4 protein-coding genes and 1 pseudogene are annotated in these 3,048 nt (G+C 24.2%); 1 reads left to right on the forward strand and 4 read right to left on the reverse strand.

The window, feature by feature from the left end:
• Positions 1-171: 171 nt before the first annotated feature.
• The 4 genes from Q5F54_RS12270 to Q5F54_RS12285 all read right to left on the reverse strand — a co-directional run bounded on the left by Q5F54_RS12270 (position 172) and on the right by Q5F54_RS12285 (position 2,336).
• Positions 172-531 carry a hypothetical protein gene (locus tag Q5F54_RS12270; RefSeq protein WP_281537284.1) on the reverse strand — a complete coding sequence of 120 codons (360 nt, stop codon included), beginning with the start codon at positions 529-531 and terminating at the stop codon, positions 172-174.
• Between the two features lie 50 nt (positions 532-581).
• Positions 582-1,445 (reverse strand): YitT family protein, encoded by an 864-nt coding sequence (locus Q5F54_RS12275; protein ID WP_281537283.1) that lies wholly within the window; start codon positions 1,443-1,445, stop codon positions 582-584.
• A gap of 159 nt (positions 1,446-1,604) precedes the next feature.
• Entirely contained in the window at positions 1,605-1,853 is a 249-nt protein-coding gene (locus tag Q5F54_RS12280) for a DUF1294 domain-containing protein (RefSeq protein WP_071120948.1), read from the reverse strand.
• A gap of 9 nt (positions 1,854-1,862) precedes the next feature.
• Positions 1,863-2,336 carry a hypothetical protein gene (locus tag Q5F54_RS12285; protein WP_281537282.1) on the reverse strand — a complete coding sequence of 158 codons (474 nt, stop codon included), beginning with the start codon at positions 2,334-2,336 and terminating at the stop codon, positions 1,863-1,865.
• A 345-nt stretch (positions 2,337-2,681) separates the two neighbouring features.
• Here Q5F54_RS12285 and Q5F54_RS12290 point away from each other — a divergent pair.
• Positions 2,682-3,048 (forward strand): annotated as a pseudogene (locus Q5F54_RS12290) (cystathionine beta-lyase); the annotation flags it as partial.

Consider the following 3,048-nt stretch of genomic DNA (forward strand, 5'->3'; position numbering starts at 1 on the left):
TAACAAGAGTCTTGAAGAATCTATTTACGAACTTTTTTAAGTTCGACTACTATAAGTACAACACTTAAAAGTTTATAAAAATAGCTCATATAGCAAATGAATTTTTAAAAATACCCTATATGGCAGACCTTTTTATTAGTTGTCTACATTATAGGGTACATTTTAATTTGGTTAGTCTTTCTTCTTTTTATATTTTTTATAAGATTTATAAATTGAATAATCTAATATCTCTCCTAATATTAAAATAATTAATATCTGTGGATATTTAAATATAGAATATATTGATATTCCAATAGTTCCTAAGATTAGAGCTATAATAACTCCTAATGTATTTCTTGCTTTTTTTCCATCTTCTAATTCTAAATCATCTAAACTTTTTTCAAGTTCTTCTTTTGCTCCAAATGAATATAACCTTTCACATACAAAAACTAAGAAGAATAATACTTTATTATTATAAGTTATTAAGTAAGCTATTATTGAAAGCATAGAAAATACTAACGCTGAGATTATATTCTTTTTATTGTGATTCATTAAAAAATGTCCTTTCTATTATCATAAAAGAAGGTATACATCCTTCTTATTTAAGCTGCTATTGATTTAAATCCTTCACCTAATACTTCGTGAACATCACTTACTATTATAAATGCACTAGGATCAACTTTTTTTATAAGTTTCTTTAAACTAACCTCTTGCTTTTTATTATTTACGACAACTAATAAAATACTCTTATCATTATTAGTGTATCCACCTTTACCATCAAGGATAGTAACTCCTCTTTTTATATCATTAACTATAGCTTCTTTTAGTTCATCTCTATCTTCAGTTATAATCATAAATGCCTTTGAATAATCAAACCCAGATATAATAGCATCTATTACTTTAACTATTATATAAAGTGCTATAGCAGAATATAATCCTGTTTCTATATTTCCATTAGCTATACCAGCTGATAAAACAACCATACCATCTATAATAGTTAAGCATTTAGATACTGGTAAACTTGGTATTACTCTATTTACCATTAGTGCTATAAGGTCTGTTCCTCCTGTCGAACCATCTACACTAAATACAATACCTAAACCTATTCCTAGTAATATTGCACCTGATATTGCTGATAATAATACATCTTGTGTAACTGATATTGTTGCTAATGGTGCTGTAATTTCTAATATTCCTGACAATATTACCATACCTATAAATGTCTTTATTGCATCTTTTTTACCTAGTATTTTTATAGAAAATACTAAAAGAGGAATACCTATAAGAAGCATTATAGTTGATACAGATAGCCCTGTGAACTTACTTATTACAAGTGATAATCCACTTAATCCACCTGGTGCTATAGTATATGGCTTAAAGAACATATTAAGTCCAACACCCATAAACATACAACCTATTATTAGTCCTAAAAATTCTATTATAATATTATTTGTTGATTTTTTCATATTGTATAATCCCTCCAATTAAAAGTTATTATACCAACTTTTCATTTTTTTCGCTATGTTTTTACTTATTTATTTAATATATAATTTCTTTAGACTATTCAAAATAAATAAATCAATATTAATGTCTAATCCATTTATATATATTTATTTTAATTCTTCCTATGTATAGTAAATTAATATCATTATTTGAATAAATATGATAAAAGGCAAACCTGTAGTAAATTGTCTATGCTTAGTCTTATGTCTAAATTGATACATCCCTATAATACTTCCTATGGATCCACCTATAATTGCTATAAAAAAAAGATTTTTTTCAGAAATTCTATACATATTATTTTTAGCAAAGTATTTATCCAAATACATTGATAGTAATCCCACTATATTTATAAATATTAAATAATAAATCATGTCCGTTACCTATTTAGCCATAAGTACTATTATCTCTAATAATTGTGTACCTATCTCTCTTCCTTGATTTTTTATTAATTCTAAATACACTTTTAATTTATCCCATTTTTCATCTAAATTTAAATCATCATTATTTATATTTTCTATAAGATTAATAGCTTCTACTAATTTCTGTTTTTCTAAAATATCTTTATCTTCTATGTATTCTTTTAAATCTATAAATTTATCATATATATTCTTTTGTTTTTCCTTTAAAATTAGTTCATCTTTATAGTCCTTTAAATAATTTTGTATATTTTCTATATCTTTTTTGCTGTAGTTCCAAACTACATCCCTACTTATGTTAGATATAGAATCTATAGTATTTTTATACTTATCGTGAATCTCTTCTATTGCTATTACAATATCTAAATAATTATTTTCTTTAAGTACAATTTCACATCTTTTTATATCTAGATCCAATTCATTTAATTTATTTATCAAAGTCTCATCTCCTTATTATAAAATTGGTTATTTTAAATATTTTATTATTTAATTATTATACACAAGTTTTATATATTATCCAATTTTATATAATTAAATATCTTCTATCAAGTAAAGCTATTTTAAGCATAAATATTCTACTTTACATAATATGTTCTCTTTATTTATTAAAAATAATTAATTTATATTCAGTTATCCTAATGGCACTTTTTGCAATATTAATAGCATTTTTTCATATTTTATATTCATATATTGCGTGCTACTATATAGATATAGAAGTAAAACAAACAACTAATTTTTTAGATGATATATAAAATATTAATTTAAACTTTGGAGGTTATTAAAATGAAATATAATTTTGATGAAATAATAGATCGTTCAAATAATTATGCAGTTAAATATGATGAAACTAAAGAAAAATTCGGTAGAGATGATTTAATACCATTATGGATAGCTGATATGGACTTTAAAGCTGCAGACCCTATAATAAATGCCCTTCAAGAAAGAGCAATGCAAGGTATATATGGATATACTTCTAGACCTATTGAATATTTTGAAGCTATAAAAAAATGGCAGCTTGAAAAAAATAACTGGGAAGTAGATACATCTCTTATGTCTCATGCTTTAGGAGTTTTGCCAATGCTTGCAAACCTAATGCATACTTTTTTAGAAAAAGGAGATAAGGTTATAATACAACCACCAGTATTTCATG

The sequence above is a fragment of the uncultured Romboutsia sp. genome, assembly GCF_958366745.1.
Taxonomy (GTDB): domain Bacteria; phylum Bacillota; class Clostridia; order Peptostreptococcales; family Peptostreptococcaceae; genus Romboutsia; species Romboutsia timonensis.